Source organism: Streptosporangium amethystogenes (assembly GCF_000721075.1).
GTDB lineage: Bacteria > Actinomycetota > Actinomycetes > Streptosporangiales > Streptosporangiaceae > Streptosporangium > Streptosporangium amethystogenes.
In genome coordinates this window covers 124,224-150,327 of record NZ_JOEQ01000003.1, presented here as the reverse complement: position 1 = coordinate 150,327, position 26,104 = coordinate 124,224, and the positions used below count along the sequence as shown (strand labels likewise).

The following is a 26,104-nucleotide window of genomic DNA, read 5'->3' as shown; positions in this document are numbered from 1 at the left end:
CATGAGCGACGGGCTCGTCGTCACCGGGAAGGCCACCCCCCGGGGGAGGTTTCCGCACGTCAAGCGGGCGGGTGACTTCCTGTACGTGTCCGGGACCTCCTCGCGCAGGCCGGACAACACGATCGCCGGCGCCGAGGCCGACGAGTTCGGCACGGTCACGCTCGACATCGCCGAACAGACCCGGGCGGTGATAGAGAACATCGGAGACATCCTCCGGGCGGCCGGAGCCGATCTGCACGATCTCGTGCAGGTCACCACCTACCTGGTGAACATCAACGACTTCGGCGGGTACAACGCGGTCTACGCGGAGTACTTCGACGAGGCCGGTCCGACCCGCACCACAGTGGCCGTTCACCAGCTGCCGCACCCGCATCTGCTCATCGAAATTCAGGCCGTGGCCTACCGACCGAAGGGGCGCCCGTGATCCCACCCATCGACCTCACCACGTGGATCGACGAGCACGCCCACCTGCTCAAGCCGCCGGTGGGCAACAAGATGGTCTTCGAGGGCGCCAGTGACTTCATCGTCATGGTCGTCGGCGGGCCGAACGCGCGGACCGACTTCCACATCGACCCGTACGAGGAGCTCTTCTACCAGATCCGCGGCAACATGCACGTCAACGTCATGACCCCCGAAGGACCGCAGACCGTGCACGTGCGCGAGGGGCAGATGTGGCTGCTCCCGCCGAACACGCCGCACTCGCCGCAGCGCCCCGAGGAGGGGTCCGTCGGCCTGGTGGTGGAGCGGATCAGGCCGGAGGGCGTGCTGGAGAGGTTCCTCTGGTACTGCCCGGAGTGCAGCGCCGTGGTCCACGAGGTGGAGCTTCAGGTCCGCGACATCGTGACCGACCTGCCGCCGATCTTCCAGGCGTTCTACGACGACGAGAAGGCGCGCACCTGCGGGAACTGCGGCGCCGTCCACCCCGGCAGGGGATAGCCGTTGATCATCGATGTGCACACGCACCACGTCCCCAAGGGCTGGCCGGACCTCGGCTGGCCGGGGGCGCCACGGCTCCGGGTCGACTCCGAGCGGGAGGCCGTGATCCTGCTCGGGGACCGGGAGTTCCGCCGGATCGCCGACGACTGCTGGAACCCCTCGGTCCGCCTGGAGCGGATGGACGCCGACGGGGTGGACGTCCAGGTCGTCTCGCCGACGCCGGTCTTCTTCTGCTACGAGCGCCCGGCGGCGGAGGCGGTACGGGTCGCGAAGATCTTCAACGACCTGGCGCTGGAGATCTGCGCCTCCGAACGGCTGGTGCCGTTCTGCCAGGTGCCGCTCCAGGACCCCGACCTGGCCTGTGCCGAGCTGGACCGGTGCATGGCCGCCGGGCACGCGGGCGTCGAGATCGGCAACCACGTCGGCGACCGTGACCTCGACGACGAGGGAGTCGTCCAGTTCCTCCAGCACTGCGCCGCCGTGGGCGCGCCCGTCTTCGTGCACCCCTGGGACATGGCGGGTGGGCCCCGGCTGGAGCGCTGGATGGCGCAGTGGCTGGTCGGCATGCCCGCGGAGACGCACCTGTCGGTGCTCGCCCTGATCCTGGGCGGGGTCCTCGATCGGGTGCCGGACACGCTGCGCCTCTGCTTCGCGCACGGCGGCGGCTCGTTCGCCTTCTGGCTCGGCCGGTTCGAGAACGCCTGGCACCGCCGGGGTGACCTCGTCGGGGTCTCCGAGTTCCCGCCGTCGCACTATCTCGACCGGTTCAGCGTGGACTCGGTGGTCTTCGACGAGCGGGCGCTGCGACTGCTGGTCGACACCATGGGAGAGGACCGGGTCATGCTCGGCTCCGACTTCCCCTATCCGCTGGGCGAGTCGCCGGTGGGCTCACTGATCCGGGGGGCGGGGTTCCTCTCCGAGGACGCCCGCGTCAAGCTGCTCGGCGGCAACGCCACCCGGTTCCTGGGTCGCTGACCCGGCGGCGAGCCGGAAAGTCCGGGTGCGGCGGCCCTGTCCGGGTACCGCCGCACCCGGGGTGCCACCTGATCCGCCGGTGACGGCATGATGGAAAGGTTGCCAGCACCTACCCCGGAGATGACTCATGGCCATCAGCCGTGCGGAGTGCGTCGCGCTCGACGCCGCCGATCCCCTCAAGCAGATCAGGGACGAGTTCGTTCTGCCCGACGGGACGATCTACCTGGTCGGCAACTCGCTCGGCGCCCCGCCGAAGGCCGCCTCGGCCGCGGTCAGGAGGACCGTGGAGCAGGAGTGGGGCGGCCGGCTGGTCGGCGCCTGGAACGCCTCCGGCTGGTACGACCTGCCGCTGACCACCGGCGACAGGATCGCCCCGCTGATCGGCGTGGGCCCCGGCCAGGTGGCGGTGGGGGAGAGCACCTCGATCGCCGTCGTCAAGGCGGTGTCCGCCGCCCTGGGTCTGCGGCCGGAGCGCCGGGTCGTCGTCTCGGACCTGGCCAACTTCCCCACCGACCGCTACATGGTCCAGGGACTGGCGGAGGCGCTGGGCGGCTACGAGATCCGCGACGTCACCGGTGTCGACGACCTCTCCGGTGCTCTCTCCGAGGACGTCGCGTGCGTGCTGCTGTCGGAGGTGGACTACCGGACCGGCGCCCGGCACGACACGGCGGCGGTCACCGCGCTGGTCCAGGCGGCGGGCGCGCTGATGATCTGGGATCTGTGCCACAGCGCCGGCGCGTACCAGGTGGACGTCTCGGCGGCCGACCTCGCGGTCGGCTGCACCTACAAGTACCTGAACGGCGGCCCGGGGTCCCCGGCCTTCATCTACGTCCACCCGGACCACCAGGCGGCGGGGCGGCACCTGCTGACCGGCTGGCACGGTCACGCGGAGCCGTTCGCGTTCGAGCCGGACTTCCGTCCCGCCGACGGCATCCGGCGCTTCACGGTGAGCACCCCGCACGTGGTGTCCTACGCCCCGCTCAACGCCTCGCTCGACATCTGGGAGCGCGTCGACCTGGCCACGGTACGGGCCAAGAGCGTGGCACTGACCTCCCTCTTCATCGAGCTCGTCGAGGAGTTCTGCGCGCCGTACGGACTGGGGCTGCTCTCGCCCAGGGATCCGGAGCGGCGAGGCAGCCAGGTCAGCTTCAGCCACCCGGACGGCTATCCGGTCATGCGCGCCCTGATCGACCGTGGCGTCCACGGCGACTTCCGCGCGCCCGATGTCCTCAGGTTCGGCTTCGCGCCGCTCTACATCCGTTTCACGGACGTCCACGACGCGGCCGTGACCCTGGCCGAGGTGCTGGAGAAGGAGAGCTGGCGCGACGACCGCTACGACCGGCGCCTCGCCGTCACCTGAGCATCCCCGCCGGGGGACGCTCAGCGGTCGCTCAGCCTGCGTCCCCCGAACATCGGGTGCCTGGTCTCCCAGTACCTCCAGCCCTCCACCCGCGCGGGGATGTTGGCGATGCCGGCGGTGACCTTGCGTACCCGGCAGTTGTAGACCTGGCGCCACGCCGTGAAACTCACCCGGTATCCGAAGACGCGGTACCACAGGTTTCCGTACATGCCGTCGCTGATCTCCCGCGTGTACTCGTGTCCGGTCTCGACGATGTGCTCGTCCGCGAGCAGCGGGTTCACGTCGTTTCGCAGCTGGCGGATCAGTTTTCCCGTCTCTACCTCGCTGACCTTCTCTCTTTCGATTTCCATCTCGGCGTACACGCGGTGTTGCCGGGTGACCGACGCCGCCATCGTGCCGCCGGGTCCGTCGATGAACCGAGTACGGGGAATGAAGAAGTTCTTCGGCCTGAAGGAATGGAATCTGAAGAAGGACCTCGGCCTGCACTTCCTGCGTGCCTGTTCCGCGAGCGAAGGACGGGAGCCGCCGGAATCGGTGGTGGAGGGGGGTTCGGTGCTGACCGAGGCGATGGGTGAGGTCGGATCGGGCGGCGGCTCGACGAGCGCGGTCGAGGTGCCGGTCGAGGTGCTGGTCGAGGTGCTGGTCGAGGTGCTGGTCGAGGTGCTGGTCGAGGTGCTGGTCGAGGTGGCGGGCGGGGCGGCGGGCGAGGTCGGGGCGGGGGGCGGGACGTTGGGCGCGGACGCGGCCGCGGGGGTGGAAACGGTGACGGCGAGGGCCACGGAGAGGGATCCGGCCAGGGACAGTACGGCCGTCCCTCTCATCGGCCGACGTCCCCTGTGTTGGTTGCGTGGAACCATCGGGTCTGTTTGAGGTCGGGGGTGGACATGGAGGTATCACCCCTTTTCATGACCGATCCGCTGGCTGGAATGTGGCCGCTGCCGTTATCCGGAACCGTTCAGCGGAACAGTGACGATGCTTACAGCCGGGATTCACCGTCACGTGGTGCCACGCCGACCTCCACCCCACCGAACAGGGAAAGAGCGGGTGAAGAGGCGTCCATGCCGCCCGCCCCGTTTTCCGGCGCCTTCGTGACGGGCCTCAGCGGGGAACGATCGGCAGGGTGATGTAGGAGTCGGGGAAGACGGCCTGGCGCTGGACGACGAACTCGTCCAGCGCCGATTCCGCGGAGGTGCGGCCGTTGCCGGGGTTGAGGTCGAACCGTGGGAAGTTGGAGCTGGAGATCTCCACGCGGATGCGGTGCCCGGCCTTGAAGACCTGGCTGGTGGCCACCAGGCTGATCACGAACTCGGCAGGGCTGTCCGGCTCGGTGCGGGCCCTGAGGATGCCGTCGATCACGCTCATCGCGCGGCCGTCGGGGTGGACGTCGACCAGCTTGGCCGTCCAGTCCGTGCTGACCGCCGAGGTCGCCGCCCGCAGGGTGACCTGGAGCGGACCGGTCACCTCGATGTCCGATTCGAGGACGTCGGTGGTGAAGCAGAGCACGTCGTGCCGGAGTTCCACCTCGCGCTGGTCCTGCGGGCCGAGATTGGTGGCGTCGGGGAGCAGTAGCGGGCCTCCCACGGTGGGAACCGGGTCGCGGGGGTCGAACACGAACGTGGAGGGGGCGGTCCTCGCGGGGGCGTCGGTCGACAGGCTGCCGTCGGAGTGCAGGTGGTAGCGGGTGTCGACGGCGCGGGCCAGCGGCCAGGCCTCCTCGTCCCGCCACACGTTGTCACCCATCACGAAGATCTTCACGGCCGGGCCGTTGTCCGCGCCCCGCAGGAACGCGAGCTGCCGCGCCTCCAGCTGGATCACCTGTGCAGAGGCGGCGAAGCCGAAGTCGAGCGCGCCCGCGGCCGACGCGCCGAGACCGTGCGTCCAGGGGCCGACGATCAGCGGACCACCCAGGCGGCGGTGGTTCTCCAGGGTTCCGGCGAGGAAGAGGTCGAACCAGCCGGCCATGTGCATGACCGGCACCTCGATCCGGTCGTGCCGCAGGGTCTCGGCCAGGCCCTCCCAGTAGGCGTCCCTGGCCGGGTGCGAGGTCCACTCCTCCCACCAGGGGACGGCCGGGATGTCACGGAGCGGGAGCGTCCGGACGGCCCGCGCGGGGTCACCGAGGATGGAGAACAGCGCACCGAACGCGGCCCCCACGTCCTCGCCCGCCGCCATCTGGTGCATCAGATGGAGCATCGACTGCAGCGACCCCCAGTACAGCGCCGAGCCCAGTGCGAACGCCCCGCCGTGGTACTTCAGCCCGTCGTAGAAGTCGTGCGGAGTCATGGACGCGACCACGGCCTTCAGCCCCGGCGGGCGGGTCGCCGCGGCCTGGAGGGCGCAGCCGGCGAGGTACGACCCGCCGGACGCCATGACCTCGCCGTTCGACCACGGCTGGGCACAGATCCACTCGATGGTGTCGTAGCCGTCGGTTCCCTCGTCCAGCCAGGGCCGGAACGTGCCGTCGCTGCTGCCGCACCCCCGGCAGTGCTGGAGCACCACCGCGAACCCGGCCTCCAGCGCGGGGATCCTCGGCGCGGTACGGAACGAGCTTTCGCCGTACGGTGAACGCATGAGCAGGGTCGGGAACGGTCCGCCCGAGGCGGGGCGGTAGACGTCGCCGCGCAGGATCGTGCCGTCGCGCATGGGGACGGGGGTGTCGTGCTCGGCGGTGAGGGGCAGCGGTACGCGGTTGAGTTTCGCCATCGGGGGGCTCCTCAGGTCAGGGTGTAGGCGTCGTAGCGGACGGCATCGGCGGTGCGGGCCGCCGATGCCACGGCCAGGGTGCGGTTGAGCCACAGGTAACGTTCGTCGCCGGTCTCGAAGCGGCAGAACAGCCGGAAGTAGTACTCGCCAGGGTCGACGGGCTCGCCCGAAGACAGGCGTTCCAGGACGGAGGCAGGGCCGTGCCGCACCCCGCTGGTGGAGATGAACAGGTGCGCGCCGTCGTGGGTGCGCAGCGTGTAGCGGGTGTCGATGCTGGCCATGCCGTCGGCGTGCAGGACCTGCCAGTCGGCGCCGCCGGGCAGCACGGTCCCGGAGAGGCGCGGCCCCTCGAACGACCCGCCCACGATGTTGATCACTCGGCGCCTGCCCCACTGGGAGTCGCCGAGGTCGAGGATCGGGTCGAGTTCCACGTGAAACACAGCGAGCGGTTCGAGGTTCACCGCGTCACACTCCAGGACGGGCGCTCGTTCAGCGACACCGGGTCGAAACCCGCCGTGCGCTTGTACGACGCGGCGATCTCGGTCCGCTCGGCGAGGGGGACGACCCGCTCGATGTCGTCGAAGCCGTCCGGGGCACGCTCGTGGGCGAGCTTCATCACCACCTCGGGGCCCATCTGCCGGTTGGACAGCTGCAGCGCGGTGGTCACCGGGCGGCGGGCCGCCTCGTAGGCGGCGAGGTCGCCGTGCGCGAGGGAGTGGGCGAGCACCCGGGCATCGATGATCGCCTGGGAGGCGCCGTTGGAGCCGATCGGGTACATGGCGTGGGCGGCGTCGCCCAGCAGGGTCACGTTGCCCGACGTCCAGTACGGCAGCGGGTCGCGGTCGACCATCGGGTACTCGTACGCCGCCTCGGCACCGGAGATGATCCCGGGCACGTCCAGCCAGTCGAACCGCCAGTCCGCGAAGTGCTCGACGATCCTTTGCGGGTCCGCCGGGCGGTTCCAGTCGCCCCGGGCCGGGGCCTCGCCGTCCAGCGGGCGTTCGGCGATCCAGTTGATCAGTGTCCGCTCACCCGTCTCGATCGGGTAGGCCACGAACTTCCGCGTGCCGTCCCCGGCCATGATCATGGATCGCCCGGTCAGGAACGGCTCGCCGTACGTCGTGCCGCGCCACAGGACCAGCCCGTTCCAGGGCGGCGGTCCCTCGCCGGGGAACAGGTGCGCCCGGACCGCCGAATGGATGCCGTCCGCTCCGACCAGCAGGTCGTCCGCCTCGATCCGCAGGCCGTCCGCGCCGGGGCGCGGGCCGGTGGGGACGACGCGGCTGCCGGTCCGCACGGCCTGCGCGCCGAGGCGCTCGGTCACGGCCTCCAGCAGGAGCAGCTGCAGGCGTCCGCGGTGGATCGAGTACTGCGGCCAGCCGTATCCCGCGTCCAGGCCCCTGGGCTCCGACCAGATCGGCGTGCCGTACCGGTTGAAGTAGGCCAGCTCCCCGGTGGCCACCCCGATCTCGGCCAGCCGCTCCGCGAGGCCGAGCTCGGTGAGCTCGCGCACGGCGTGCGGCAGCAGGTTGATACCCACGCCCAGCGGGCGGATCTCCCCGGCTGCCTCGCACACGACCACGTCCTCGAAGCCGGCGGCGTGCAGGCTGAGCGCCGTCGTCAGCCCGCCGATGCCACCTCCGGCGATGACCACCCGCACAGCTGCCTCCCGCAAATTGTTACGGCCATAACAATATTCACGACGGACCTCTCGTTACGCAAGACTTGGCCGATGGACAGAGCAGACCTCAGGTACGCCGCCTACGCGCGTGAGCGCCTGGCGGCCATGTCGCCCCCGGCCGACGCCGAGGCCTTCGCGCTGGCCTACAACCTGCTCCAGCTGGCCTCCCTGCTCGTCACGGACCTGGAGACGCGGATCCACCGCCCGCGCGGCTGGACCCTTCCCGGCTTCCGCCTGATGTTCAAACTCTGGCTGCTCGGCCCCACCCAGCCCGCCAGGCTCGCGGAGATCTCGGCCACCTCCCGTTCCGCGGTGACCAACGCCGTCAACACCCTTGAGCGGGACGGCCTGGTCGAGCGCCGCCCGCTGCCCGAGGACAGGCGGGCCGTGGTGGTCGGCCTCACCCCGGCGGGCGAGGCGGCGGTCCGTGAGATCTTCGCCGAGCAGACGCGCAGGGAGCAGGAGTGGTTCTCCTGCCTGGGGGCCGACGAGCGCGGGAACCTCACGGACCTCCTGGGCCGGGTCCTCGCCGCCCGGCCGGGGGACGCCCCCTGAGCGGAGTCGACACGGGCCGGCTCGGGTGCCGCTCGGTCCACAGGGTAGGCGCCGTCCGGCTCAGGGGCGCGGGATGCTCCGCAGATTCGCCTTCGCCATGTCGACCATGCGCCCGACCCCGCCGGTGAGCACGATCTTGCCCGCGGCCAGGGCGAATCCCTTCACCTGCCCCGTGGTGATGCGCGGCGGCATGGCCAGCACATCGGGGTCGGTGACCACGTCCAGCAGGAAGGGCCCGGGGGTCGCGAAGGCGCTTGCCAGGGCCTCCCGTACGTCCGCGGGGTCCTCCACCCGCAACGACCCGATGCCGGCCGCGGCGGCGATCGCCGCGTAGTCGACGGGAGCGTGGTCGGTGCCGAAGTCGAGAAGCCCGTCCACCAGCATCTCCAGCTTCACCATGCCGAGCGAGGAGTTGTTGAACACCACGGTCTTCACCGGCAGGTCGTGCAGCCGGACCGTGAGCAGCTCCCCGAGGAGCATGCCGAGCCCGCCGTCCCCTGACAGCGAGACGACCTGCCGCCCGCGATCGGTGAACTGGGCGCCGATGGCGTGCGGGAGCGCGTTGGCCATGCTCCCGTGCACGAACGAGCCGATGATGCGGCGACGGCCGTTCGGACTGAGATAGCGGGCGGCCCAGACGTTGCACATCCCGGTGTCCACCGTGAACACCGCGTCGTCGGCGGCGAGTTCGTCGACCAGGTTCGCGACGTACTCGGGATGGATCGGGCGGTGGTGCTCGATGTCGTGCGTATAGGCCTCCACGACGTTCTCCAGTGCCTTCAGATGCCTGGCCAGCATCCTGTCGAGCTGGCGGCGGTCCGTCTTCTGCGTGACGTGCGGCAGCACCGCGCGGATCGTCGCGCCGACATCGCCGTGCACGGCCAGCTCCAGCGGGGTCCTGCGGCCCAGCCGCGCCGGGTCGTGGTCGATCTGGACCGTGCGCGCCCCCGGCAGGAAGTCGTCGTAGGGGAAGTCGGTCCCCGCCAGTACCACCAGGTCCGCCTCGCGCATCGCGTCGTAGCAGGCGCCGTAGCCGAGCAGCCCGCTCATCCCCACGTCGTAGGGGTTGTCGTACTGGATCCACTCCTTGCCGCGCAGCGCGTGCCCGACCGGTGCCAGGGTGCGCCCGGCCAGCCCCATGACCTCCTCACGGGCGTGGCGCGTCCCGGCGCCGCAGAACAGCATCACCTTCTCGGCGTGGTTCAGCGCCTCGGCCAGCTCGGTTACCTGGTCGGCGGGTGGCACGACCGTGCCGGTCCGGGTCAGGAAGTCGTGCTCACCGGTGGCGCGGGCGGTGGACATGCTCGCCACGTCACCGGGGAGCACCAGCACCGAGACACCGCCGAGGCCGATCGCCTGCTGGACGGCGGTACGCAGCACCCGGGGCATCTGCTCCGGTGTGCTGATCATCTCGCAGAAGTGGCTGCACTCCACGAAGAGGCGCCCCGGGTGGGTCTCCTGGAAGAAGCCGGTGCCGATCTGGGTGGAGGGGATGTGCGAGGCCAGCGCGAGCACCGGGGCACCGCTGCGGTGGGCGTCGTAGAGCCCCTGGATCAGGTGGGTGTTGCCGGGGCCGCAGCTCCCCGCGCAGGCCGCCAGGCGCCCGGTGACCTGTGCCTCGGCCGCGGCGGCGAACGCCCCGGCCTCCTCGTTGCGTACGTGGACCCACTCGATGCGGCCGGACTTCCTGACCGCGTCGACCACGGGGTTCAGGCTGTCGCCCACCACCCCGTAGATTCGTTCCACCCCGGCCTGGCGGAGAACCTCGATGAACTGCTCGGCGACGGTCGCCATGGTGCCCCCTCGTGTATGGCGTCACCGGTGTACCTCACCGTATTTCGCCGGGTCACTCCCCGAGGAGGTGCTCCAGAAGGTGTTCCGAGACCGCCTTCGGTCGCTCGACGTTCGCCAGGTGCGCCGCGTCGGGCAGCCCGACGGGCCGCGCGGCGGCTGGGCCCTCGATCTCGTGGTGCACCATGTTCACCCACCGAACACAAGTTCTTTGTCCGGGCGCGGTGGAACGTCGGAGATACATTTCCCTGTGATGATGGCCAGGTCTGGCCGAAAGCCTGTCACTTTCCGTGGTGCGCCGCTTACGATGCGGTCGAGCTCCCCTCCCTGGAAGGTTTCACATGACCGGGCAGAATTCCGCGGCCGCGTCTGACTACGTGTTCGACAACGACGGGGATCACTCGTCCGACCAGCACCGCTACCTCGCCCAGCTCCTTGACCCGCTGACCTTCGAGCGCCTCGCGCTGACCGGCGTCGGAGCCGGCTGGAACTGCCTGGAGGTCGGGGCCGGCGGGGGCAGCGTGGCGCTCTGGCTGGCCGAGCGGGTGGCGCCCGGCGGGCGGGTGCTGGCGACCGACATCAAACCCGGCCTGATCCCGTCCAGACCGGGGCTGACCGTCGCCCGCCACGACGTCGTCGCCGACCCGCTGCCGGTGGACGCGTTCGACCTGATCCACGCCCGGCTCGTGCTCAGCCACCTGCCCCGGCGCAGCCAGGTCTTGCGGCGCCTGCGCGCCGCGCTGCGGCCCGGCGGCTGGCTGCAGATCGACGAGATCGACATCACCCGCTGGGTGGCGCCGCCCACCCCCGGCGGGCGGGAGGGAGAGCTGTACGGGACCTACATCGCCGCGATGACCCGGGTGCTGGGCGCCGCGGGCAGCGATCCGACCTGGGGCGGTTCCGCCGCTCGGGAGATGGCCGAGGCGGGCCTGGTCGATGTCGACCCGGTGCGCTGGACCGAGGTGTGGGAACGCGGCTCCGCCGGGCTCGGCCTGCTGATCAGCAACAGTCACCACCTGGAGGAGCGCCTGGTGGAGGCGGGAATGACCGCACGGCAACTCCGGGAGGTCCGCGAGGTCATGTCCGCTCCGGGGTTCAGCGCGCCCTCCTTCGAGATCCACTCGATCCTCGCCCGCAGGGCCTGCGACGGCTGAGCGGAGAATCGCTCTCGGGACCGGCTCTCCGGAAGGAGGATCCGGGAGGTGAGCCCGGAGATGACATGATCGAAAGGGGGCTAGACGGGCGGGCCGGGGGTAGAGGCCGTGGCATGACGGTCACGGGCTTCACCGCGCGGATCTCCGAGACGTGGACGCGTGCCCGCCACCGTCACGGCTGGCTGGACCATCTGGTGCGTGCCGGGGTGCGTTACGACGAGGTGGACGCCGGACGGCTGTCGGCGGCGCTCACCTACTACTCGTTCTTCGCCGTGTTCGCGCTGGGGCTGCTCGGGTTCGCCATCATCGGCCAGGTCCTCGACGACCCGGAGGTGGTGCGCACGGTGCAGGGCTACCTCTCGGAGAACTTCCCCCGGCTGGACGTGCAGGCGCTGCAGGACGCCAGGGGCACGGCCGGCGCGATCGCCTTCGTCGGCCTGCCCATCACCGGCCTGTTCTGGATGGACGCCCTGCGTTCGGCGATCAGGGCCACCTGGCGGATTGAGGAGTATCCGGGCCGTCTCGTACTGCGCCAGATCATCGACCTGGGAGTGATGGCGGGTCTCGGGTTGCTGCTGTCGGCCTCGCTCGCGGTGGCCTTCGTCGCGGAGACGGTGCTGAACTGGATGTTCGCGCACACGGTGGGCGTCGACGACACACTGTCGCGGTGGCTGCTGTCGGCCGCCGCGTTCGTGCTCGGCCTGGCCGTCAACACCCTGCTGGCGGTCGCCCTGCTCTGCGGCCCGCCTCGGCTGAGACTGCCGCCGCGCCGGGTCCTCGGGCCCGCGCTGCTCATCGTCGCCGGCCTGGAGGCTCTCAAGTCCCTGGGGCAGTTCTATCTGGAGATGACGGTGGGCAACCCCGCCTACCAGGTGGTCGCCGGAGCCGTCGGGATGCTGGTCTTCCTCAAGATCCTTAACCAGCTGATCCTCTTCGCGGCGGCGCTCACCGCCACCGGCACCACGGGCATCGTGGTCGACCTGGCCGCCCGCCGAGCCCGCTCCGAGGCGGCGCGTGAGGGCGTTCCGCCGGCCACCCCCCACGACGGCACGCAGGGCGTCGGGCACCTCGGTACGCGGGATCCGGCCGTCTGATTTTCGGGTTTCCACCGACGTCGTGCTCGGTGACCGGGCGTCAGGGGCGATGCCCTGCCACCGGCTGCTCGGGCGTCGGCGGGCGGTAACGGAATGCTCTCGATCAATGGCGGCGGAGACGCCGGTTTCGCGCGACCACACCCGTGCTGAGCTGCGTGATCGTCTGGAGCCCGGGTCCGCGCAGGTGCGAAGTCTCGTGACCTGTCGCGAACATTGAGATTCAATCTTCGCTCTGCAGCTTGAAGCCACATATGTCCCATGGGCATAGTGTTTCGAATCACACACGCACCAGTCGCGGCGTGCGACCGCGGGGCTCTCCGAACCCGGCGGCTGTCGGCCATGCGCAGGAACCGCGGATTGGACAAGACGAATGAGTTCCCCCCCTCCGATCCGCTCGAAGATCCTTAGGATCCTCGTCATTCCTGTGCTCTCGCTGATCGCCCTTTGGTCGGTCATCGCCTACACGGCGGTCTCACAGATCGCCGGCATCTCCCAGACGCAGAACCGCTGGCAGGTGACCGGAGCGCCGATCCGGGAGATGATCGTCGAGATCCAGCGTGAACGCCAGCTCTCCGCCGACGCGGCCGGGGCCACCGCACAGCACAAGCCGCTCTCCGAACAGCGGCGAGCCACCAACCGCACAGTGGATCTGGTACGCCAGGCGATCTCGTCCGCCGAGGGCTACGAACCGGAGAACGCCCCGACCGACATGCGGGCCCTGAAGTCGGCCATGGACGGGCTCGTTCTGGTGCGCGCCTCCGCCGACAACGGCTCGATGAGCGCGATCCAGGTGACCGACGCCTACAACGCCTTCATCAGTGCCGCCAACAAGCAGTTCGGTGACTCGACGGAGCTCGCCGACGTGTCGTCCTTCCGGATCATCCGCGGCATGAGCGCCTACAGCACCACCGCCGAGTACCTGGGCAGGGAGCAGGCCGTACTCGCACCCGTGCTGAAGCGCGGCAGTATGACGCACGCCGAGCAGGTGGCCTTCGTCGCGGCGATGACCAGCCGAAAGAACTTCCTGACCAACGCGGAGCGGGACATGGGTCCCGAACTGCGGGCGCGCTACCAGCAGGTCGCCGGGGACGCCGCCCACCAGCGGCTGCTGGCCGCCGAGAACAAGATCTTCGCATGGGACCTCAAGGGGAAGCCGCCGCTGGACGCCGCCGAGTGGAAGCGGGACTCCGGGACGGTGCTGAGCACGGTCAACCAGCACACCCAGGAGGAACTGACCCGCGCCACGATCAAGGGCAGCGAGCTCAAGGGTTCGGCCTTCCTGCGCATCGGGCTGGTCCTGGGCCTGGGCCTGCTCGCGATCGTCGTCTCGATCGTGTTCTCCTACCGGTTCGGCCGCTCCCTGATCGATGAGCTGAAGCGACTCCAGGCCTCGGCCGTGGAACTGGCGGAAGAGCGGTTGCCGCAGCTGGTCGAGCGGCTGCGCAAGGGCGAGGACGTGGACCCGGCGACCGAGGCCCCCGAATTGGATCGCGCCAACACCGCCGAGGTCGACCGGGTCGTGCACGCGTTCTCCGCGGTGCAGCGCACCGCGGTGGAGGCCGCGGTCGGCCAGGCCACACTCCGCAAGGGCGTCAGCCAGGTCTTCCTGAACCTCGCCTGGCGCAACCAGGCGCTGCTCCACCGCCAGCTCACGCTCCTGGACACGATGGAGCGCCGCGTCGAGGAGCCGGAGACCCTGGAGGATCTCTTCAGGCTCGACCACCTGACCACCCGCATGCGACGGCACGCGGAGAACCTGATCATCCTGTCCGAGGCGACCCCCGCCCGCAGATGGCGCGACCCGGTGCCGATCTTCGACGTGGTGCGCAGCGCCGTGCTCGAGGTCGAGGACTACACCCGCGTCACGGTCCTGCCCATGCCGCAGGCGCCGCTGCTGGTGGGCGCCGCGGTCACCGACGTGATCCACCTGATCGCCGAGCTGGTGGAGAACGCCACGGTCTTCTCACCGCCGAACACGGTGGTCCACGTACGGAGCATGGTGGCGGCCAACGGCTTCGCGCTGGAGGTCGAGGACCGGGGACTGGGGCTGAACCAGGCCACCCTCGACGAGCTCAACGCCAAGCTCGCCGACCCGCCGGAGTTCGACCTGGCCGACAGCGACAGGCTCGGCCTGTTCGTCGTGGCCAGGCTCGCGGCCCGGCACGGGATCAAGGTCGTGCTGCGGCCCTCGCCGTACGACGGCACCACCGCGATCGTGCTGCTGCCGCAGAGCCTTCTCGCCACCTGCGAGGCACTGACCACCGAGGCCGCCCCCCAGGTACGCCGGGTGGACGCCCACCCGGGCGGGCCGGTGCGGGCGCTGACCTCGGCACCGGAGGTGCTGCCCGGGGCGTTCTACAGTTCGCAGGACCTGCCGGTGGCGCGCACTCCCGAGCCCTCGCCGGGATGGTTCCCCGCGCCACAGCAGCGGCGGGAGACCCCGGCCCCCTCGATGCCCGTGCGGCGGGCGGTGTCCGTACCGGACATCGACGACGACCTGGACGGGTTGCCGGTACGGGTGCGGCAGGCCAACCTGGCCCCCCAGCTCCGCCAGACACGCTCACCAGAGCGGCGCGACGTTCCCGCGCGTACTCCCGAGGAGCTCTCAAACCTCATGTCGTCCATGCAACAGGGCTGGCAGCAGGGTCGCAGCCAGGCCGGGCAGGACCAGGACGTGTGGAAGCGAAAGGATGGCCACTCCGATGCCTGACCCCAGATCTGAACTGAGCTGGCTTCTCGACGACCTGACCCAGCGGGTCCCCGGTATCCGGCACGCGATCGTGCTGTCCGCCGACGGCCTGGCGATGGGCGGCTCCCGGGAGCTGACCCGGGAGGACGCCGAGCACCTGTCCGCCATCTCCGCCGGGAGTCACAGCCTCGCGCTGGGCACCGGGCGGCACTTCGGCCTCGGGGGGGTGCGGCAGACCATCATCGAGATGGAGGGAGGCTTCCTGTTCGTCACCGCGGCGGGGCAGGGAGCCCGGCTGGCCGTGCTGGCCGCGGGCGACGCCGAACTCGGCATGGTGACCTACGAGATGGCGCTGCTGGTCAAGCGCGTCGGCGAACACCTGTCCTCCCAGCCGAGGGGAGCTGCCCCGGCGCCCGCCTGGAACGGTGCGAGATCGTGACGGGAGAGGATCCCGGGCCCTTGGTCAGGCTCTTCGGGGTGACCGGCGGTCGGGCGCGCCCGATCGGGGAGAGCTTCGACCTGGTGGCCATCGTCACGACCGTCGACATGCCCTTCGAGCCGCTCGGGTTGATGCCCGAGCATCTCGACGTACTGTCGGTCTGCCGCCGGCCGACCCCCGTGGCGGACGTGGCGGCGCACCTCAAGCTGCCGCTCAACATCACTCGCGTACTCCTCAGCGAACTGCGCCGCGAGGGCCTGGTCACCATCGACAAGCCCCGGCCGATGGGGAAGACGATCGACGAACGCATCTACAGGGAAGTGCTGCATGGAATACGCGGCCTCTGAGCCGGGCATGAGCCCGGCCGACAGCCCGGCGATGGCCATCAAGATCCTTGTTGCCGGCGGTTTCGGGGTCGGCAAGACGACCATGGTCGGTACGGTCAGCGAGATCAGGCCCCTGCACACCGAGGAGCTGCTGAGCGAGCGCGGTGTCGGCGTGGACGACCTCGCGGGCGTGGAATCGAAGATCACCACGACGGTGGCGCTGGACTTCGGCCGGATCACCATTCGCGACGGGCTCTGGCTCTACCTGTTCGGCACCCCGGGCCAGGACAGGTTCTGGTTCATGTGGGACGAGCTCTCCGTCGGCGCGCTCGGCGCGGTCGTGCTCGCCGACACCCGCCGGCTGCAGGACTGCTTCCCCGCGGTGGACTACTTCGAGCAGCGCGGGCTCCCGTTCGTGGTGGCGGTCAACTGCTTCGACGGCGCGCGGCGGCATGACCCGATCAAGATACGGAGGGCGCTGGGGCTGGACGGGGTGGCCCCGATCATCCTCTGTGACGTGCGCAGGCGCGAGTCGGTCAAGGAGGTGCTGACCACGCTGGTCACCTACTCGGCGGGCGGCGCCTTCCAGGCGGCTCAGGCGGGCGCCTGACGGTCACCGTTCGCCTTCACGGTGCCTCGTCCCGCAGCCTGTCGCGCTCTCCCAGCAGGCGGGCGGTCTCCGCGGAGACCTCGGTGGCCAGCACGGCCGACACGACGTCGATCAGGTGGCTGGTGAAGAGCCGGTCGTCCTTGCCCTCGGGTCCCGCGGCGCGGCGGGCGAGCTCCACGTAGGTCACCCGGATGGCCATGAAACGCTGGTGCAGCCGGCGCAGCGCGACCTCGGAGAGCAGCGGGGCGACCAGCTCGCGCCACCGGTTGATGCTCTGATGCGGATCGGCCCGCACACTCCGCAGGTCGCCGCGGTGGACGAGCTGCTCCATGATCTGCAGATAGGACCGGCCGCCGTCGGGGTCGGCCAGCTTGGCGGCCATCGGCCGCACCAGCGCGGCGGCGAGGGTACGGCGGGCCTCGGCCTCCGGAAGGCTCCCCCTGGACTCGTACTCGTCGAGCAGCTGGTGACGGCGGGCCTCGATCTCGGGGTGGTGTTTGGCGAGCACCGCGTTCAGCAGTCCCGCCCGATCCCCGAAGTGGTACTGGAGGGCCGTCGAGTTGCGCTGCCCGGCGGCATTGTTGATCTCGCGGAGTGACACGCCGTCGATCCCCCGCTCGGCGAACAGCCGCTCGGCCGCCGCCACCAGGCGCCTGCCGGTCGCTTCCGGGTTCGGGGGCATGCGCGCTCCTGTCTTGCCGGTGGATCTGTCGATCGTTAAGGTAATAATGCATCTGTCTGAAATCATCAAGCAGTCGCCTCAAAGATGGCGGCACACGGCAAGGATAGAAGGCATTCCCTTCTGACCTGTCGGCCAGAAGGTAAGGGGAGGACCCCATGGCCATTGATTTCACCCTCGCCCCCGAGCACGAGGAGATCCGTCGCCGGGTACGGGCCTTCGTCCAGGAGACCGTCATCCCGGCCGTCAGCGGCTTCGACGACGAGGAGAAGGCGACCACCCGCGACGAGTACATCCGGGTCATCTTCGAGCTGCGCGAGAAGGCACGGGCCGAGGGACTGTGGTTGCCGCACATGCCCAGGGAGTGGGGCGGCATGGGCCTCGGCCACGTCGAACTCGCCATGGTGCAGTCCGAGGCCGCCAAGACCCGGCTCGGGCCCTGGGTCCTCAACTGCGCGGCGCCCGACGAGGGCAACATGCACACGCTGCTGCACTGGGCGACCGACGAGCAGAAGGAGAAGTACCTCAAACCACTGCTCAAGGGCCACCAGATGTCATGCTTCGCGATGACCGAGCCGGAGGTGGCCGGCTCCGACCCCACGCTCATCCGCACCCACGCCGTCAAGGACGGCGACGAGTGGGTCATCAACGGCCACAAGTGGTTCATCTCCAACGCCCGCCGGTCGAGCTTCGCCATCCTCATCGCCAAGACCGAGCTCGACGTGCCCGAGGGCTCGCGCGGCGGCAACACGGCCTTCCTCGTCGACCTTCCGCAGGAGGGGTGGAACGACGTCCGCGAGGTGGAGACGATGCACGGCTCCACCGGGCACAGCGAGATCGTCATCACCGACCTGCGGGTGCACGACAGCCAGATCCTCGGCGGGCGCGGCAACGGCCACCGGCTCGGCCAGTACCGCCTGGGCCCGGCGCGGCTGGCGCACTGCATGCGCTGGATCTCCCAGGCCGAGACGGCGCTGGACATGATGGTCGACCGCGCGCTCAACCGCTACAGCCACGGATCGCTGCTGGCCGAGAAGCAGGGCATCCAGTGGCTGATCGCCGACTCGGCGATGGAGCTCTACCAGTGCAAGCTGATGGTCCTGCACGCCGCCTCGAAGATCGACAAGGGTGAGGACTTCCGCACCGAGGTCTCGATGGCGAAGCACTTCGTGGCCAACAGCCTCAACCGGATCGTCGACCGGGCGATCCAGGTGCACGGCGCGCTCGGCTATTCGACCGACACCCCGCTGGCCAACATGCTCCAGCACGCCCGCTGGGCCCGCTTCGCGGACGGCGCCGACGAGATCCACCAGATGCGCATCGCCGAGCGTACGATCGCGGCGTACCAGAGCACGGGTTCGACCAACGCCGCGACCGGAGGGCTGCCACTTTGACCACGGAGCAGACGGGTACGGGCGGCTGGTTCGCCGGAGGCGGTGGCGGGCTGTTCGGCGGGCTGGAGGCCGAGAGCCCGGCGGAGGCGTTCAACGTGGTCCGCAGTGACCGGCTGGAGGGCAGGGTCGCCCTGGTCACCGGCGGCGGCAACGGCATCGGCGCGGGCGTGGCCCGGCGGCTGGCCGAGGGCGGGGCCCGCCTCGTCCTCGCCGACATCGACGACGCCGCGGGCCAGAAGCTCGCCGACGAGCTGGACGCGGCCTACGTCCACTGCGACGTGTCCCGGCTGGAGGACAACGAGGCGGCGGTGGCGACCGCGGTCGAGCGGTACGGCAGGCTCGACCTCGCCTTCCTCAACGCGGGCATCACCTCGGGCTGCGGGCTGGGCGAGGACTTCGACATCCGGCGCTACCGCCTGGCGATGGGGGTCAACCTCGACGGCGTCGTCTTCGGGGCGCACGCCGCGATCCCGGCGCTGCTGGCGGCGGGCGGCGGCACGATCGTGGCGACCGCCAGCATGGCGGGCATCGTCGGCATCCCCTCGGATCCCATCTACGCCGCCAACAAGCACGCCGTCGTCGGGCTGGTCCGCTCGCTCGGCCAGGATCTCCAGCCCCGGGGGATCAGGGTGCAGGGGCTCTGCCCCTCGTTCGCCGACACCGCGATCCTCGGCGAGGGCAGGGAGACGCTCCAGCAACTCGGCTTCCCGATCCTGGAGGTCTCGGCGGTCGTCGAGACGTTCGTCCAGCTGCTCGACAGCGAGGGCACCGGCGAGTGCTGGTTCGTGATCCCCGGCCGCGAGAGCCAGCCCTTCTCCTTCCGCCGCGCTCCGGGCCCACGAGCCTAAGAGAGGGGGATTTGTCCGAATTTTGGTGGTTCATAGGCTCCGACGGTCTGTCACGGGGTAGGCCACGAAAGGGGTTGGACCCGCGGGGTCCGCGACCCTCTTCCGCGTCGCGGGGAGGAACACATGACAGCTCGACCGCATCGGCCCACACGGCCGGCCCGAGTGCCCGCCGCCGCCTCCACGGCGGGAGACGGTATCGCCGTGGGCGCGGGTCCGGTCATCGTGGACGCCTACATCGACTTCCTCTGCCCGTTCTGCAAAGCGTTCGAGGAGGCGGCGGGACCGGTGCTGGTGAGGCTGGTGGCGGACGGAGCGGTCAGCCTCGTCTACCACCCCATGGGCTTCCTGGACGAGCTGTCCACCGACCGCTACTCCTCCCGGGCGTCCGCCTCGTCGGGGTGTGCCTCGGACCGGGGGAGGTTCGTCGAGTACGCCCACGCGCTCTTCGCCGACCAGCCCCCGGAGGGAGGCCCGGGGCTCACCGACGACGAGCTGGTCGAGGCCGGCCGTCTCGCGGGGATCACCGATCCGGGGTTCGGCGGATGCGTGCGCGAGGGCGTCTACCTCGACTGGGCCGCCCACGTGACGGAGACGGCCATCGAGCGCGGGGTGAGCGCCACGCCGACGGTCCTCGTCCAGAACGTCCCGGTACCCGCCAACGCGCAGGCCATCCTCACCGCCGTGCTGGCCGTCGCCCGCTCGCGCCGGTGACCGCGATACCTCGGGAAGTGCCGGAATCCCGCGTTCCCTGCCGTACGGGACCCCGGCACCCCCGTATGTCAGGCGGTGCCGGGATCCTCCCGCACCGAGATGGCGCCCGAAGGGCAGAGCCGCTCGGCCCGGCGGACGTCGGCGTGCGACTCGGGCGGCGGTGACTCGTCGAGGAGCACGACGGTGCCGTCATCCTCGCTCTGGTCGAACACCTTCGGCGCGGTGAGCACGCACATGCCCGCTCCGATGCACCGCGCCGTGTCCGTGGTCACCTTCAGTGCGTTCTCTACCATCTGACCGGCAGTTCCCGTACGCCGTAGATGGACATGGTGTCGCGCATGCGGACCTCCTGCGCCGGTATGGCGAGTCGTAGATCGGGGAACCGATCGAACAGCATGGGAAACGCGGTGCGCATCTCCACGCGGGCGAGCTGCTGGCCGAGGCACTGGTGCAACCCGTGCCCGAATGTCAGATGCCCACTCGCGGGGTTGGTGATGTCCAGACGGTCGGGGTCGGTGAAGCGCGCGGGATCGCGGTTGGCGGCCTGGACCGAGAGGGTCACCACCTCACCAGCCCTGATGAGCTCCCCGTCCACCTCGACGTCCTCCAGGGCGGCGCGGATCGGGCCGATGTGGATGATGCTGAGATAGCGCAGCAACTCCTCGACCGCGTTGTCGATCAGCGAGGGGTCGGCGCGCAGCGCGGCGAGCTGGTCGGGGTGCTGTAGCAGGGCGAACGTGCCGAGCCCGAGCATGTTGGCGGTCGTCTCGTGCCCGGCGGCGAGCAGCAGGAAGCCGATGTTGCCCAGCTCCTCGTCGGTCAGCTCACCGCCGGTGATGAGCCCGCTGAGCAGGTCGTCGGCCGGCTCGGCCCGCTTGAGCTCGATGAGCCGGGCGAAGAACGCGGCGACGCGGGCGAACGCCGCGCGAATGTCCTCGACGGTGGACTCCAGGTTCAGCAGCACCGCGGTGGCCTGCTGGAACTCCGCACGGTCGGAGTACGGGACACCGAGCAGCTCGCAGATCACCAGTGAGGGAATGGGCAGCGCGAACTCCCTGACCAGGTCCTGAACAGGCCCGGCCTTCTCCATCGCGTCCAGCCGCTCCTCGGCGATCTCGTGGATCCTGGGCTCCAGCTGCTTCATCCGCCGCACGGTGAACTGCGCGGTGAGCAGCCTCCGGTAGCGGGTGTGGTCGGGCGGGTCCATCCGGATGAACATGCCGGGGTCGGCCGGGCGGCGCATCTCCTGCATCAGCGGGAAGGGCACCGGGACGTTCAGCAGCTCACGCCGGGAGCTGAACCGGGGGTCGGCCAGGATCGCCCGCACCGCGGGGTAGGAGGTCGCCAGCCAGCCCACCCGGCCGTCGGGGTAGGTCATCCGGGTGACGGGCCGCTCCTCGCGCAGTGCGGCCAGACGCTCGGGTGGGGTGAAGGGGTCGGGGCGTCCGAAGGGAAAGGTGATCGCCTCCGCGTGGGACTCTGTCATCGTCGCTCCTATGCAGAGATGCAGCTGGTCTCCACCCAGAAAACTACATCAAATGCAAAGTTACAATAGGTGCAGAGTATTGTGCTATGCAGTAAGATTTCCACATGAGTGAGGTTCTGGGACTGCGTGAGCGTAAGAAGCTGCGCACCCGGCACGCTCTCATCGCCGCGGCGATCGAGCTCTTCGTCGAGAAGGGCTACGAGCAGACGACCGTCTCGGAGATCGCCGCAGCGGCCGACGTCTCGACCCGCACCTTCTTCAGCTACTTCGCCAGCAAGGAGGACGTGGTCTTCCACAACTCGCGAGACGGCGTCGACCGCGCCCTGCGGGTGATCGACGAGCACGGTCCCGGAGACCGGGCGGTCGACCTGCTGAGCCGCGCCATCACCTCGGGGTTCGCCGCGCTCGCCGTCGACGACCAGCTCGCCCGTGAGATAGCGCCCATCAACCACCTCATCCTGAACGTCCCCTCGCTCAGGGCGCGCGGCCTGCTGCTCCTCTTCGACAGTCAGCAGGAGCTCGCCGAGGCCCTGCACCGGGCGTGCCCCGACGAGCTGAACCTGACCGAGGCGTCGGCGGCCGTGGGGGCGGTGATCGGCGGGGCCAAGCTCGCCGCCTTCGTCAGCATGCGGCACGGAGCCTCCCCCGAGGAGATGCTGGAAGCCGGACGCCAGGCCACCGAGTTCACCCTCGCCGGCCTGCGCGCCACCTTCACGCCGCCCTGAACCTGCCCGCCGGGATGAATACGCGGGCGCTCGATCCCGTCGGTCCGCAGTTCACAGCCGAGCAGGAACATGAAGACGACGAGACCGAACTCCCTTCGGGGTCGTGCCCATCGGTCGGGTCAGGAGGCCGGCACCGGCCGCGACCTCCCGCCCGAGAACGCCCCCATGCCGTACAGCAGCGGATTTCCAGGACCGGCCTGCACGTTCACGACCCGGCCGAAGAGCACCGCGTGGTCGCCCACGACCAACGTCTCGGCCACCTGGCACTCCGCCACCGCGAAGGCGTCCTCGACCAGCCAGGGCAGCCCGGTGAGCGCCGTCCGCCGCCAGGCGACCTGGTCGAAGCGGTCGGATTTCGGCGAGGCGAAGAGTTCCGCCGTGCTCTGGGCGCCGTCGTCGAGCAGGTTCACCGTGAACTCTCCCCGGCTGCTGACCGCGGCCAGCGTCCCGCTCCGGATGTCCAGGCAGACCAGTAGCGTCGGCGGGTCGAGCGTCACGCTGGTGAGCGAGTTGCAGGTCAGCCCGTGCGGCCGCTCATCGCCGTCGATGGACGTGATGATCGTGACACCGGTGAAGTAGGAGCTCATGAAGCCGCGGAAGGCGTCCGGCGCCGCGAGGTGCCGCCGGTCAGCCATTGATACCGGCCAGGTACTCGTAACAGCTGGGCAGCGCGGCGACCATCTCCTCGGCCTCGGACCTGATCCGGGCGAACTCGGCCAGGGCGTTGCTCGGGTCGAGGTGTTTCAGGGCCGGCGGCGCCGTGCGGGGCAGGTGGCCCAGGCCGAGGTTCATCGCGTTCCAGGAGTAGCTCTCGAATCCGTGGAAGTAGGGGTAGATGGTCTCCTCGTCCAGCAGGCGTGACCGGGCGAGATCGAGTTTCTCCCGCAGCCCGGCCGGCATCGCGCGGGTCTTCGCCTCCTTCCAGTACGGCGTGTCGTCGCGCTGCGCGGACTTGTAGTGCAGGACCAGGAACTCCTTCACCCCGTCCACGGCGTTCGCGACCCGGGTGTTGTACGCCGTGATCTGGTCGCTGTCCCACCGCTCGTCGGGGAAGTGCTTGACGAGTTGCTCGATGCCGTGCTGGATGAAGAAGATGCCGGTGGACTCCAGCGGCTCGACGAACGCGCTGGAGAGCCCGATCGCCACGCAGTTCTTGACCCATGAGTCCCGGTTGCGGCCGATGCGCATCCGGATGTGGTTGGCCTGGAGGTCCTCCTGGCCGGGCGCGGCGGCCTGGCGCAGCTCCCGCTCGGCCTCCTCCGGGCTGATGAACTGGTCGGAGTAGACGTAGCCGGTGCCGTTGCGGCGAAACAGCGGGATGGTCCACATCCAGCCCGCGCTCATCGCGGTCGCCGTGGTGTACGGGCTCATGTCGGTGGCCTCTTCGCGCGGCACCCGGAGCGCGACCGCGCGGTTGTTGGGCAGCACGTCCTCGAACGACTGGAACTCGGCGCCGAGCGTCTGGTTGATCAGCATGCCGCGGAAACCGGTGCAGTCGATGAAGAGGTCACCGGCGATCTCACCGTGGGCCGCGGTGTGCACGTGGCTGATCCAGCCGCGCTCGTCCTGGGCGACGTGCTGCACGTTGTCCAGGATGTGGCGGACACCGCGCTTGACGGAGAAGTCGGCCAGGTATCTGGCGACCTCGTCGGCGTCGAAGTGATAGGCGTAGGGGAACTGGGCCCGCTGCTCGGCCAGGGTGGAGCGGCCCAGCGGGCCGTCCAGCTCGGAGGCGAAGAGCGACCCGTCCCGCATTCGTGGTGAGCGCTTGGCCTCGCAGAGCGCCGAGGTGATGAAGCAGGAGCGGTCGAACGGCCTGCTGCGGTCGCCCAGTTCGAGCCACCAGTCGGCGATGGAGAATCCGTCCACCACGCGCAGCCGCTCGAACGGGTGGTAGAAGTACTCGCCCGCTCCGCTCCAGTTCTCGAAGCGGATGCCGAGCTTGTAGCCTCCGGCGCATTTCGGCAGCCAGTCGGCTTCGTCAAGCCCGAGGTAGTCGAAGAAGTGCCGCACGGTGCTGAAGGTGGCCTCGCCGACGCCGATCCGCTTCACCTGGGGTGATTCCACCAGGGTCACGTCGATCCGGTCGCCGAACGCCGCCATCAGGTAGCTGGCCGTCATCCATCCGGCCGTACCACCGCCTACGATAACCACGGATCGGATCATTAAAGCTCCTCAACATTCGTTGGAAAGGCCGGATCTCGGCCCGGTCAGGCCAGTTCGTAGACGACGGAGTCGGCGGGGACCCGCACGACGCGGGCGTTCAGGAACTTCCAGCCGCTCTCTTCGAACACGCCCTCCCACTCGGCGAGCGTGGGCAGGTAGACGCCCATCAGGTCGTGGGCCGTCTCGAAGGCCAGGGTGAACACGGGCTTGTCCCGGTCGGGGATGCCGGTGGTCCGCGCCGTGTCGCCGAGCAGGAACCTGCGGGCGTTGGGGAACGCCTCGCGCAGCCGGCGCAGCGAGGCCACGCACCGCTCTCGCGGCCAGAAGTCGTGGCCCATCATGAAGCAGGTGAGCACCTCCACCTTCTCCAGGCGGGGGTCCGGGGCCAGGTCGCGCACGTCCGCCTTCTCGCGTGGGTGATCAGTTCCCAAAGACCAGCGGCAGGTGTGCCGGGCCACGCATGATCAAAGACGGCGCGAACACGACATCGTCCCGGGGGACGGCCAGCGACATCCTGGAAAACCGGTCCAGTGTCCTGCCGATGATGATTTTCGCCTCCAGGCGTGCCAGCTGGGCTCCCACGCAGCGATGAATTCCGTGCCCGAACGCCAGGTGGCGCTTGTCCTCCCGCGATATGTCGAAACTGTCGGGAGCCGGATAGTGGGCAGGGTCCCGGTGCGCCGATCCGACCAGCAGCAGGATCGGCTCACGCGCCGGTATCGTGACCCCCGCGATCTCCACGTCGGTGGTGGGAAAACGCCACATGGGCGACGCGGTGGGACCGTCGTACCTGAGCACCTCCTCGATCGCGGAATCGATGAGCGCGGGATCCCGACGTAGCAGTGAATGCTGTTCCGGGTGGTCCAGCAGGGCCAGGAAGGTGCTTCCGACCAGGCGTATGGACGTTTCGTATCCGGCCACGATGATTCCGAACACTGTGGTGAGAAGCTCGTCCTCGTCGAGCGCCCCGGGGGCCTGGCTCGCTCGTATCAGATCGGACAGCAGGTCGGTGCCCAGGTCGTCTTTCTTCTGCAGAATGAGGTCGCCGGTATACGTGAGCATGGACTCGATGGCGCCGTGCGCCAGGTGACGCTCGGCCGGGTCGGCCGTGAACATCAGGTCTCCCCATTCCCGCAGCCGCGCGCGGTCGCCGGGCGGGGCACCCACGACGTCGCAGATCAGCCCGACCGAGAGCGGAGTGGCGAGGTGGTTCATGACGTCCACGGGCTCGCCCGTCGGCACGGCGTCCAGAAGGGCGTCCGTCATCTTCTCGATGGCCGTTTCCCACTGGGCGACTCTCCGGCCGGTGAAGGCCGCGGTCGCCGGCTTCCGCAGCCTCGTGTGATCCGGTGGGTCCAGATTGACCATGGAGCGTTCCGCGACCGTCCCCGAGCCGAAGGCCAGCGAGGCTTCGGTGAAGGCGGGGGACGCGTTTCGGTAGTCGCTGCTGAGGCGGGCGTCCGCGAAACCCGCCCGGACATCCTCGTATCTGCTGACCAGCCACACGCCGACATCGGTGAACGGAACGGTCGTCCGGAAAACGGGATGGTTCTCTCTGAGCCAGCTGTAGGTGGGATAGGGATCCTGGAAGAAGTCCGGTGTGAAAACAGGGGGCGTGGTCATCCTGCCGGGCCTTTTCTCTACGGTCGTGCGGTACGGGATTTTTCGCGACGAACACTCGATATGAAGCCGTGCCGATTAGCCGGAAACCGTCGGCGGTGTCCTGGGCGGACTCCGGCCGGTCGGCTTCGGATCGTGCGGGGAGTTTTGTTCGTCAGGGCT

At 69.6% G+C, this 26,104-nt stretch carries 29 protein-coding genes; 16 read left to right on the top strand and 13 right to left on the bottom strand.

All coding sequences use genetic code 11. From position 1 onward, the window contains the following. Window position 1: 1 nt before the first annotated feature. The 4 genes from IG98_RS0103925 (at window position 2) to kynU (ending at window position 3,271) form a co-directional block, all read left to right on the top strand. A complete protein-coding gene (locus IG98_RS0103925) occupies window positions 2-424 on the top strand; it encodes a RidA family protein (RefSeq protein WP_030905512.1) in 423 nt (140 codons plus the stop codon). After that, a complete protein-coding gene (locus IG98_RS0103920; RefSeq protein ID WP_030905509.1) occupies window positions 421-936 on the top strand; it encodes a 3-hydroxyanthranilate 3,4-dioxygenase in 516 nt (171 codons plus the stop codon). The genes IG98_RS0103925 and IG98_RS0103920 overlap by 4 nt, the downstream gene beginning before the upstream one ends. Before the next feature lie 3 nt (window positions 937-939). Beyond that, the gene (locus tag IG98_RS0103915; RefSeq protein ID WP_030905506.1) at window positions 940-1,911 is read left to right on the top strand and encodes an amidohydrolase family protein; all 972 of its coding nucleotides are present in this window, start codon (window positions 940-942) and stop codon (window positions 1,909-1,911) included. 127 nt (window positions 1,912-2,038) lie between these two features. After that, window positions 2,039-3,271 carry a kynureninase gene (gene kynU, locus IG98_RS0103910; protein ID WP_030905503.1) on the top strand — a complete coding sequence of 411 codons (1,233 nt, stop codon included), beginning with the start codon at window positions 2,039-2,041 and terminating at the stop codon, window positions 3,269-3,271. 20 nt (window positions 3,272-3,291) lie between these two features. Here the strand turns inward: kynU and IG98_RS0103905 are convergent, their stop codons facing one another. Next, window positions 3,292-3,621: a hypothetical protein gene (locus tag IG98_RS0103905; protein WP_157594140.1), complete on the bottom strand. Its 330-nt coding sequence runs from the start codon at window positions 3,619-3,621 to the stop codon at window positions 3,292-3,294. 25 nt (window positions 3,622-3,646) lie between these two features. Here IG98_RS0103905 and IG98_RS0103900 point away from each other — a divergent pair, with 25 nt between their 5' ends. Continuing rightward, window positions 3,647-4,141: a hypothetical protein gene (locus IG98_RS0103900; RefSeq protein WP_157594139.1), complete on the top strand. Its 495-nt coding sequence runs from the start codon at window positions 3,647-3,649 to the stop codon at window positions 4,139-4,141. Between the two features lie 228 nt (window positions 4,142-4,369). Here the strand turns inward: IG98_RS0103900 and IG98_RS0103895 are convergent, their stop codons facing one another. Genes IG98_RS0103895 through IG98_RS0103885 form a run of 3 tightly spaced genes read right to left on the bottom strand, consistent with a single transcriptional unit; the run spans window position 4,370 to window position 7,634 of the window. Next, the gene (locus IG98_RS0103895) at window positions 4,370-5,974 is read right to left on the bottom strand and encodes a CocE/NonD family hydrolase (protein ID WP_051751501.1); all 1,605 of its coding nucleotides are present in this window, start codon (window positions 5,972-5,974) and stop codon (window positions 4,370-4,372) included. 11 nt (window positions 5,975-5,985) lie between these two features. Continuing rightward, window positions 5,986-6,435, bottom strand: a complete 450-nt coding sequence (locus IG98_RS0103890; RefSeq protein WP_211263870.1) for a DUF3237 domain-containing protein — start codon at window positions 6,433-6,435, stop codon at window positions 5,986-5,988. After that, window positions 6,432-7,634, bottom strand: a complete 1,203-nt coding sequence (locus tag IG98_RS0103885) for a flavin-dependent oxidoreductase (protein WP_030905488.1) — start codon at window positions 7,632-7,634, stop codon at window positions 6,432-6,434. The genes IG98_RS0103890 and IG98_RS0103885 overlap by 4 nt, the downstream gene beginning before the upstream one ends. Before the next feature lie 72 nt (window positions 7,635-7,706). Here IG98_RS0103885 and IG98_RS44450 point away from each other — a divergent pair, with 72 nt between their 5' ends. Continuing rightward, entirely contained in the window at window positions 7,707-8,210 is a 504-nt protein-coding gene (locus IG98_RS44450; RefSeq protein ID WP_037969297.1) for a MarR family winged helix-turn-helix transcriptional regulator, read from the top strand. A gap of 60 nt (window positions 8,211-8,270) precedes the next feature. Here the strand turns inward: IG98_RS44450 and IG98_RS0103875 are convergent, their stop codons facing one another. Together IG98_RS0103875 and IG98_RS50110 are read right to left on the bottom strand one after the other, a co-directional pair. Continuing rightward, window positions 8,271-10,004, bottom strand: a complete 1,734-nt coding sequence (locus IG98_RS0103875) for a pyruvate dehydrogenase (RefSeq protein WP_030905484.1) — start codon at window positions 10,002-10,004, stop codon at window positions 8,271-8,273. A 52-nt stretch (window positions 10,005-10,056) separates the two neighbouring features. After that, window positions 10,057-10,194: a hypothetical protein gene (locus IG98_RS50110; RefSeq protein ID WP_157594138.1), complete on the bottom strand. Its 138-nt coding sequence runs from the start codon at window positions 10,192-10,194 to the stop codon at window positions 10,057-10,059. A 148-nt stretch (window positions 10,195-10,342) separates the two neighbouring features. Between IG98_RS50110 and IG98_RS0103865 the strand changes: the two genes are divergently transcribed. From IG98_RS0103865 to IG98_RS0103840, 6 genes are all read left to right on the top strand, one after another. After that, entirely contained in the window at window positions 10,343-11,155 is an 813-nt protein-coding gene (locus IG98_RS0103865; RefSeq protein WP_030905481.1) for a class I SAM-dependent methyltransferase, read from the top strand. A gap of 113 nt (window positions 11,156-11,268) precedes the next feature. Further along, on the top strand, window positions 11,269-12,249 hold the full coding sequence (locus IG98_RS0103860; RefSeq protein ID WP_084195114.1) for a YihY/virulence factor BrkB family protein: 981 nt from the start codon (window positions 11,269-11,271) through the stop codon (window positions 12,247-12,249). Window positions 12,250-12,619: 370 nt separating this feature from the next. Then, window positions 12,620-14,959: a sensor histidine kinase gene (locus IG98_RS0103855; protein WP_084195113.1), complete on the top strand. Its 2,340-nt coding sequence runs from the start codon at window positions 12,620-12,622 to the stop codon at window positions 14,957-14,959. Next, the gene (locus IG98_RS0103850) at window positions 14,952-15,377 is read left to right on the top strand and encodes a roadblock/LC7 domain-containing protein (protein WP_030905472.1); all 426 of its coding nucleotides are present in this window, start codon (window positions 14,952-14,954) and stop codon (window positions 15,375-15,377) included. Before IG98_RS0103855 ends, IG98_RS0103850 begins: the two co-directional genes overlap by 8 nt. Window positions 15,378-15,397: 20 nt before the next feature. Next, the gene (locus tag IG98_RS0103845) at window positions 15,398-15,724 is read left to right on the top strand and encodes a DUF742 domain-containing protein (protein WP_051751498.1); all 327 of its coding nucleotides are present in this window, start codon (window positions 15,398-15,400) and stop codon (window positions 15,722-15,724) included. Continuing rightward, the gene (locus IG98_RS0103840; protein ID WP_084195111.1) at window positions 15,705-16,313 is read left to right on the top strand and encodes a GTP-binding protein; all 609 of its coding nucleotides are present in this window, start codon (window positions 15,705-15,707) and stop codon (window positions 16,311-16,313) included. The genes IG98_RS0103845 and IG98_RS0103840 overlap by 20 nt, the downstream gene beginning before the upstream one ends. Before the next feature lie 16 nt (window positions 16,314-16,329). Here IG98_RS0103840 and IG98_RS0103835 read toward each other — a convergent pair whose 3' ends face one another. After that, entirely contained in the window at window positions 16,330-16,995 is a 666-nt protein-coding gene (locus IG98_RS0103835; RefSeq protein ID WP_030905465.1) for a TetR/AcrR family transcriptional regulator, read from the bottom strand. A gap of 155 nt (window positions 16,996-17,150) precedes the next feature. Here IG98_RS0103835 and IG98_RS0103830 point away from each other — a divergent pair, with 155 nt between their 5' ends. The 3 genes from IG98_RS0103830 to IG98_RS0103820 all read left to right on the top strand — a co-directional run bounded on the left by IG98_RS0103830 (window position 17,151) and on the right by IG98_RS0103820 (window position 19,945). Then, a complete protein-coding gene (locus IG98_RS0103830) occupies window positions 17,151-18,386 on the top strand; it encodes an acyl-CoA dehydrogenase family protein (protein ID WP_030905462.1) in 1,236 nt (411 codons plus the stop codon). After that, a complete protein-coding gene (locus tag IG98_RS0103825; protein ID WP_245651389.1) occupies window positions 18,383-19,234 on the top strand; it encodes an SDR family NAD(P)-dependent oxidoreductase in 852 nt (283 codons plus the stop codon). Before IG98_RS0103830 ends, IG98_RS0103825 begins: the two co-directional genes overlap by 4 nt. A gap of 123 nt (window positions 19,235-19,357) precedes the next feature. Beyond that, entirely contained in the window at window positions 19,358-19,945 is a 588-nt protein-coding gene (locus tag IG98_RS0103820) for a DsbA family protein (RefSeq protein ID WP_037969294.1), read from the top strand. Between the two features lie 68 nt (window positions 19,946-20,013). On the opposite strand, the gene IG98_RS0103815 is transcribed toward IG98_RS0103820, so the two are convergent. Then, window positions 20,014-20,217 (bottom strand): ferredoxin, encoded by a 204-nt coding sequence (locus IG98_RS0103815; protein WP_425427981.1) that lies wholly within the window; start codon window positions 20,215-20,217, stop codon window positions 20,014-20,016. A gap of 14 nt (window positions 20,218-20,231) precedes the next feature. Next, window positions 20,232-21,431 carry a cytochrome P450 gene (locus IG98_RS0103810; RefSeq protein WP_030905450.1) on the bottom strand — a complete coding sequence of 400 codons (1,200 nt, stop codon included), beginning with the start codon at window positions 21,429-21,431 and terminating at the stop codon, window positions 20,232-20,234. Between the two features lie 104 nt (window positions 21,432-21,535). Here IG98_RS0103810 and IG98_RS0103805 point away from each other — a divergent pair, with 104 nt between their 5' ends. Then, a complete protein-coding gene (locus IG98_RS0103805) occupies window positions 21,536-22,156 on the top strand; it encodes a TetR/AcrR family transcriptional regulator (protein ID WP_030905447.1) in 621 nt (206 codons plus the stop codon). Between the two features lie 119 nt (window positions 22,157-22,275). Here IG98_RS0103805 and IG98_RS44445 read toward each other — a convergent pair whose 3' ends face one another. Genes IG98_RS44445 through IG98_RS0103785 form a run of 4 tightly spaced genes read right to left on the bottom strand, consistent with a single transcriptional unit; the run spans window position 22,276 to window position 25,945 of the window. Beyond that, entirely contained in the window at window positions 22,276-22,791 is a 516-nt protein-coding gene (locus IG98_RS44445; protein WP_051751495.1) for a flavin reductase family protein, read from the bottom strand. Further along, complete coding sequence (locus tag IG98_RS0103795; protein WP_030905426.1) at window positions 22,784-24,322, bottom strand: tryptophan halogenase family protein; 1,539 nt, start codon at window positions 24,320-24,322, stop codon at window positions 22,784-22,786. The genes IG98_RS44445 and IG98_RS0103795 overlap by 8 nt, the downstream gene beginning before the upstream one ends. Before the next feature lie 44 nt (window positions 24,323-24,366). Then, window positions 24,367-24,720 carry a hypothetical protein gene (locus IG98_RS0103790; RefSeq protein ID WP_030905424.1) on the bottom strand — a complete coding sequence of 118 codons (354 nt, stop codon included), beginning with the start codon at window positions 24,718-24,720 and terminating at the stop codon, window positions 24,367-24,369. A 22-nt stretch (window positions 24,721-24,742) separates the two neighbouring features. Beyond that, on the bottom strand, window positions 24,743-25,945 hold the full coding sequence (locus IG98_RS0103785; RefSeq protein WP_030905421.1) for a cytochrome P450 family protein: 1,203 nt from the start codon (window positions 25,943-25,945) through the stop codon (window positions 24,743-24,745). Window positions 25,946-26,104: the final 159 nt, after the last annotated feature.

Excerpts from the sequence above, each read along its gene's own strand:
- IG98_RS0103925 (WP_030905512.1), top strand. The coding sequence starts at position 2 with ATGAGCGACGGGCTCGTCGTCACCGGGAAGGCCACCCCCCGGGGGAGG.
- kynU (WP_030905503.1), top strand. The coding sequence starts at position 2,039 with ATGGCCATCAGCCGTGCGGAGTGCGTCGCGCTCGACGCCGCCGATCCC.
- IG98_RS0103905 (WP_157594140.1), bottom strand. The coding sequence starts at position 3,621 with ATGGAAATCGAAAGAGAGAAGGTCAGCGAGGTAGAGACGGGAAAACTG.
- IG98_RS0103895 (WP_051751501.1), bottom strand. The coding sequence starts at position 5,974 with ATGGCGAAACTCAACCGCGTACCGCTGCCCCTCACCGCCGAGCACGAC.
- IG98_RS44450 (WP_037969297.1), top strand. The coding sequence starts at position 7,707 with ATGGACAGAGCAGACCTCAGGTACGCCGCCTACGCGCGTGAGCGCCTG.
- IG98_RS0103875 (WP_030905484.1), bottom strand. The coding sequence starts at position 10,004 with ATGGCGACCGTCGCCGAGCAGTTCATCGAGGTTCTCCGCCAGGCCGGG.
- IG98_RS0103865 (WP_030905481.1), top strand. The coding sequence starts at position 10,343 with ATGACCGGGCAGAATTCCGCGGCCGCGTCTGACTACGTGTTCGACAAC.
- IG98_RS0103860 (WP_084195114.1), top strand. The coding sequence starts at position 11,269 with ATGACGGTCACGGGCTTCACCGCGCGGATCTCCGAGACGTGGACGCGT.
- IG98_RS0103855 (WP_084195113.1), top strand. The coding sequence starts at position 12,620 with ATGAGTTCCCCCCCTCCGATCCGCTCGAAGATCCTTAGGATCCTCGTC.
- IG98_RS0103850 (WP_030905472.1), top strand. The coding sequence starts at position 14,952 with ATGCCTGACCCCAGATCTGAACTGAGCTGGCTTCTCGACGACCTGACC.
- IG98_RS0103840 (WP_084195111.1), top strand. The coding sequence starts at position 15,705 with ATGGAATACGCGGCCTCTGAGCCGGGCATGAGCCCGGCCGACAGCCCG.
- IG98_RS0103835 (WP_030905465.1), bottom strand. The coding sequence starts at position 16,995 with ATGCCCCCGAACCCGGAAGCGACCGGCAGGCGCCTGGTGGCGGCGGCC.
- IG98_RS0103830 (WP_030905462.1), top strand. The coding sequence starts at position 17,151 with ATGGCCATTGATTTCACCCTCGCCCCCGAGCACGAGGAGATCCGTCGC.
- IG98_RS0103820 (WP_037969294.1), top strand. The coding sequence starts at position 19,358 with ATGACAGCTCGACCGCATCGGCCCACACGGCCGGCCCGAGTGCCCGCC.
- IG98_RS0103810 (WP_030905450.1), bottom strand. The coding sequence starts at position 21,431 with ATGACAGAGTCCCACGCGGAGGCGATCACCTTTCCCTTCGGACGCCCC.
- IG98_RS0103805 (WP_030905447.1), top strand. The coding sequence starts at position 21,536 with ATGAGTGAGGTTCTGGGACTGCGTGAGCGTAAGAAGCTGCGCACCCGG.
- IG98_RS44445 (WP_051751495.1), bottom strand. The coding sequence starts at position 22,791 with ATGGCTGACCGGCGGCACCTCGCGGCGCCGGACGCCTTCCGCGGCTTC.
- IG98_RS0103795 (WP_030905426.1), bottom strand. The coding sequence starts at position 24,322 with ATGATCCGATCCGTGGTTATCGTAGGCGGTGGTACGGCCGGATGGATG.
- IG98_RS0103785 (WP_030905421.1), bottom strand. The coding sequence starts at position 25,945 with ATGACCACGCCCCCTGTTTTCACACCGGACTTCTTCCAGGATCCCTAT.